This is a genomic window from Methylovulum sp., from assembly GCF_028687615.1.
Classification (GTDB): Bacteria; Pseudomonadota; Gammaproteobacteria; order Methylococcales; family Methylomonadaceae; genus Methylovulum.
Genome location: NZ_JAQTZU010000006.1, coordinates 160,664 through 166,763 on the forward strand (window position 1 = coordinate 160,664; position 6,100 = coordinate 166,763).

Here is a 6,100-nt window from a genome sequence, read left to right on the forward strand (position 1 = left end):
AGATAGGCCTGACTATATTATAATTATCAGGTTTCACTACATGAAATTTACCTGAAAGGTTTGTGGTCTTGCCGCGCATGAGTTTTGTACACACCGACTCTATCACGCCTCGCAAGAAAAAACGACATTAAACGCTGCATATTTACAGCATGAATAGACAACGGGCTGGATCATGAATACAAATTCCCGACTGATTAATAAAGAACCCATGCTTTACAACCCAGAGCAATCACAAGATAGTTGCGGCGTAGGTTTTATTACCCACAAACAAAGCAAACAAAGCCACGATTTACTGGTTAAATCGCACGAAGCCTTATGCACAATCCCCCATCGCGGGGGCATGAGTGCAGAAGGCATAGGTGACGGTGCCGGTGTCAATATTGATTTATCAAGCAAGTTTTTCCGCAAAATCACTGGCAACACCACGCTTGAATTAGGCGAATTTGGCGTCGCCAATTTCTTCTTCCCTGAAGATCATGACCATTACGATTCCGCCGCACAAGAGCTGGTAGAGCGACATTTTAAAACTGCCGACTTGCCGATCATGTTATGGCGCACTGTCCCTGTCGATAGAAGCGTCTTGAACGAAGCCTCCTTAAAAGCCCAGCTTCCGATCAAACAATGTATTTTTGGCCGCCCTGGACAACTCAAAGACGCCGCACATGATGTCTTTGAAAGCCATATTCAAGCGACATTACTGGATATTGAAGTTGAAGCCTATAACCGCGACGAATTAGCGGGCTTCTACCCCTTGTCCATGAGTTCGCGCACCCAGGTTTATAAAGGCCGGCTCAATTCATTTGAAGTCATCCCTTATTTTATGGATTTGTACGATGCTGACCATGAAATCAGCACCTTATTTTTCCACACCCGTTTTTCGACCAATACCGCCCCCGCCACAACAATGGCGCAACCCTTCCGTTATATGGCGCATAACGGCGAATTGAACACGGACAAAAAAAATCGCCTAAGTGAATGCGCGATTGCCCGTCAAAACAACAAAAACATCATATTTCCTTGTGGGCAGTCCGATTCAGGACGCCTGGACCAGACCTTGTCACGCCGTATCAACGAAGACAAGATGGACATAGTCACCGCCGTACTGGCGATGATGCCGCCCGCGTGGGAAAACGACACTACCCTGTCTCCCCCCGTCCGAGCCATGCTGGAATATTTCAGCCTCTACGAAGAGAAAAACGACGGCCCTGCGGCGTTGATTTTTTACGACGGCATCCGTGTCGGTGCGCGTCTGGACCGTTTAGGCCTACGCCCCTTGCGTTCTGTTGAAACGGGCGAATATCTTTGCGTCATGTCCGAAGCCGGACAAATTGACTTCCCGCCCAAAGAAGTCATCAAACGCGGACGCATCGAAGCGGGCGGCATGCTGTATTTTGACCACGGCACAGGCGAAGCCTACAACAGCCACCAAGTCATGGAACGTCTGGCGGCAGAAAAAGATTACCAAGCTTTGTTGACACAACGCTGCATCCACCTTGCCGAATTGCCCAAAGTTGGACTGGAGGAGCTGGACAACCAACATGCCCTCAACATTGACCAGCAACATACGGCATACTCGCTGAACCAAGAAAGTTTTAAATTCTTGCTGGATCCGATGCTGGCGACCGGCATGGAAAAAGTCTCGGCAATGGGTTACGGTATCGCCCCTAATGCCCTGTCCAGTGCCGAAGGCGGCATGTCGCGTTATTTTAGCCAACGTTTTGCCCAAGTCACCAACCCGCCCCTGGATTCCATACGCGAAAGCGATGGCATGACTTTGCGAGTGGCCTTAGGCGCAAAACCGAATTTTTCTGATGCGCATACCCAGCAACTGGTCATTAACACACCGATATTGCAACGTACGCAATTGGAACAAATCCGCCGCCAAACCGCTGTCAGCACGGTCACGCTGGCGATGTTGTACACGCCGGATTACCACAATGCCCGGCAAAACGAAGACAATCTCGAACAAGCCTTGCTGGCGGTTTGTGATCAGGTTGAAACCGCGGCCCAAAACAATACCGGCATCATCATCTTAAGCGACCGCCAAATCAGCCAGGACCAAGCCGCAATTCCGGCCTTGCTGATGATCGCCGCCGCCAACCAGCGTTTGGTCAAACAAGGCTTGCGCTTCAATTCTTCACTGATTGCCGAAACCGGACAAGCCGCCAGCCCGCATGACATCGCCACTATTCTTGGCTTCGGCGCGTCGGCGATTTGCCCGCTCAGCGTTTACAACCGCGTCATCAGCCATGATGCACCCGAAGAGCAACAAAAAATCCTCAATAAATTCGTCAAAGGCACAGAAAAATCTTTGATGAAAACAATGGGCAAATTCGGTTTGTGCACCGTTGAAAGTTATATCGGCGGCGAGTTTTTTGAGTCCAATTACCTGGATACCGACGAACCCAAACTCAGCCCCTATTTCCCGAACATCCACGCCTCCGTAGGCGGTGTCCGTTATGCCGATATTGCCGCCAGTGCCACCGAATGGCATCACAAAGCCTTGAATGTGCATGAAGAAAAAGATATTCCCTTTTTGGGGCTGTTCAAAGAACGCCAAGACGGTGCCGGACATTCCTATGGCAACACCGCCGTGCGTGAATACATCAACATGACCGACGAGTCGATCCTGTACATTCCCGAACAAAAATCACCAGCGGCCAGTGACATGGCTTATGTTGATTTCGGTTATGAAAAACGCACCGACGAACAGTTGGACAATTTCGGCATCACCCCCGCCTACCGCAGCTTCACCAAAAACCTCTATCTTGAGCGCGAAGCCAGACCTGCCGCCTTGCGCGACATCATGGACTTTCCGGTGGACGTGACGACAGCGGTGACCAGTGCCGATTTTGACCGCATCCTTGGTCGGCAAAACTTGCACGGCAACGTCAATTTCCTGATCCGTGGTTTGCAAGTCACGGCGACGGACGCGCAAACCTTTACCATCCGCTTGGCTGAAAACCCCGGTGCCGAACGTTTGCAAGCCTTGATGGCGCATCTGCAAACCCGTTTTGCCGATACGTCCTTTACCGTGGCGATCCAAACGGACACATTGCTTGTGCATGTGGCAGATGCAACTAGCCTTATGGCCGCCTATCTGTCCGCCATCAAACCGGCACGCGACCCATTGGCCTTGAGTGCTGTGCAACCCGCGCATGAAATCACCACCACCTTGGCCTCTGGCGCCATGAGCCACGGCGCCTTATTGGCGGAAGCCCATGAGTCGGTGGCATTAGGCACGAACATTGTCGGAGGTATGAGCAATTCTGGTGAAGGCGGCGAGCATTTCAGCCGTTTCAACACCTTGCGCTCTTGCAAAATAAAACAGTTCGCCTCCGGTCGGTTTGGGGTCTGGGCAGGTTATTTGGCTGATCCGACCATCGAAGAAATTGAAATCAAAATCGCCCAAGGCGCGAAACCAGGCGAAGGCGGACAATTGCCCGCCGCGAAAGTCTCGGTCGAAATTGCCGCGTTACGCGGCGGCACACCGAGGGTTGAATTGGTCAGCCCACCGCCGCACCATGACACTTACTCGATTGAAGACCTGGGCCAGTTGATCCACGATGCCAAAGCCGCCCGCGTCAAAGTCGGCGTTAAATTGGTTTCATCAGAAGGCATAGGCACGATTGCGGTCGGTGTCGCCAAAGCCGGGGCCGATGTCATCAACGTTGCCGGCAACACCGGCGGTACGGGCGCGGCAGCCGTCACCAGCCTGAAAAACAGCGGGCGTTCGCCAGAAATCGGTATCGCCGAAGTGCATCAGGCACTGGCAGTCAACGGTTTGCGTGACAAAGTTATCCTGCGTTGCAGCGGCGCGCACCAAAGCGGCGTGGATGTCGTCAAATCAGCTATCCTGGGTGCAGATTCATTTGAATTTGGCACCACCGCGCTGATGATGCTGCGTTGCGTGATGGCGAAAAACTGCAATATCAAATGCCCGGCAGGACTGACGACCGCCCATGAAGAGTTTAAAGGCGACCCCAGGGTGCTGGCGCAATATTTCATGAACTTGGCACACGAAGTCCGCGAAATCCTAGCCATACTGGGCTATGCAAACTTGCGGGAAATACGCGGTAAAACTGACTTGCTGCATTTAATCGACCATCCATCTATGGTCGGGCAAATCGATTTGCGCAAAATGCTGGTGCAAGTCGAAGAAGTCAAAATCGCCAAACCGATTTATCTGGAAGCCAATTTCAGTGTTGACAACCGTATTATCGAGCACGTCAAAACGGCCTTGATTCATGACAAACAAGAACAAGTCATCATCGAAGGCGACAGTTTCAAGCTCAATAACTGCAATAAATCGGTTGGTGGCCAAGCGGCGATTGACATTGAAAGATGGCTGGCCTATGAATTGTCGGCTGACGAAGTGGCGGGTTCAAAAGCTATTTACCAAACCGACCGTGGCCGCCGTTATTTGGCTCCCGATAGCGTCATCATCCGCACCCACGGTTCTGCCGGGCAAAGCTATGCGGCTTTCCTCAATGACGGGATGCGCATGGAACATCTCGGCACTTGTAACGACGGCGTCGGCAAATCGGCTTGCGGTGGCATCATCGTCATCGAATCCCCGGGTGGCGGCATCAAAACCCCCGGCAATAATGTCTTGATCGGCAACTTCGCGCTATTCGGCGCAACCGGCGGCAAGGCTTTCATCAACGGTGAAGCGGGCGACCGTTTTGCGGTCCGCAATTCCGGTGCAATGGCGGTCGTTGAAGGTGTGGGCGATTTTGGCTGTGAATACATGACCAATGGTGCGGTGCTGAACATCGGCGGTTTTGGCAAGGGTTTCTGCAACGGCATGTCCGGCGGCAATGCTTACCAATATGATCCCGACAACCGTCTGGAAAAACTTTACGACAAATCCTCGGTGGAACTGCACAATTTGACCGAAGACACCGACACCGCCCGTGCCCATGAGCAGTTCATCATCGACATGCTGGAGCAACACGCCGAAAACGCCAATTCCAGCAAAGCCAGAAACTTGCTCAATAATTGGCAGGCGGAGCGCGTACACTTTAAATTTGCGCTACCTTTATGGTTGTACAAAACCCAATCCGCGCCGTTCTTGCGGCAAGCACTAGACCGTAAAGAAATGCTTGAAGAACTGGCGCTGGAATTGGCACAACAGCAAATTGAACAAGTCAAACACGCTTACCAAAATACCCAACCGTTATTTGGTGGCGTTATTCCTGATTACGGCACTGCCGATAGCGACCTGACGTTCAAGCTGATCAATAGTTTTGCCGTGCTCGATAAAGCCCAACAAGTTGCACTGGACAGCTTGAAACACTTACCCGAAAACCAGCGCAGCCAAAATTTGATCGAACAAGCCGCCCGAAAAATTATTTTGGAACGCCCGCGTAAGTTACAGGAAGCCTTGGTGAAAAGTACCCGTGAAGCGTATAGCAATTACAGCGACGATCAATTATCGTGGCTGCTCGCAGCAAAACGTCTTAATGATTACAAAACGGCGCTGGTGAACCGTTCGGTACAAAGCATTTATTCGATGGGTTCAACGGCCTGGATTATTGGACAACAAAGGATTAATGCCCAGGCACTAACCGACATCCCTTCCATCGAAGAATACTTGGCTGGATTGGTCGGCCTGGGTATTGTTCAAAATATGTTAAGTGAACAAGTCGCTTGACCTATCGCTTCCCCCCACCATTTACCCCATGCCTCCCCATGTTTGACATGGGGAGGCTGATTCAACTGATTTTTGCAGTGACATGATGAAAACACCCCACATTCCATTAGACGCGCCTTACAGCTCAAACCAACGTGCCTGGTTAAACGGTTTTTTTGCCGGCATGCACACCCAGATGGTACAAAGTGCCAGTGCCGTTAATCAAACCGATGTCCGTATCGTCAACATCCTTTACGGCAGCCAAACCGGCAATGCTGAATCTGTCGCCACTGACGCTGCAAATCTTGCCAAAACACATGGCTTGAAACCCATTGTAAAAAGCATGGATGAAATTGAAGCCGGAGCGCTGGCGACAATGGAATATTTGCTTATCATCACCAGCACTTATGGCGAAGGTGAAATGCCCGATAACGCGCAAATGCTCTGGGATGCCGTTAGCTCCGA

General features: G+C 51.4%; 2 protein-coding genes. Both read left to right on the top strand.

The window, feature by feature from the left end; genetic code table 11:
- The first annotated feature begins 172 nt into the window (after window positions 1-172).
- Complete coding sequence (locus tag PHH59_RS05445) at window positions 173-5,656, top strand: glutamate synthase-related protein (protein WP_300012382.1); 5,484 nt, start codon at window positions 173-175, stop codon at window positions 5,654-5,656.
- Between the two features lie 85 nt (window positions 5,657-5,741).
- Window positions 5,742-6,100, top strand: a 359-nt coding sequence (locus PHH59_RS05450) for a flavodoxin domain-containing protein (protein ID WP_300012385.1), incomplete at its 3' end; no start/stop codon positions are given.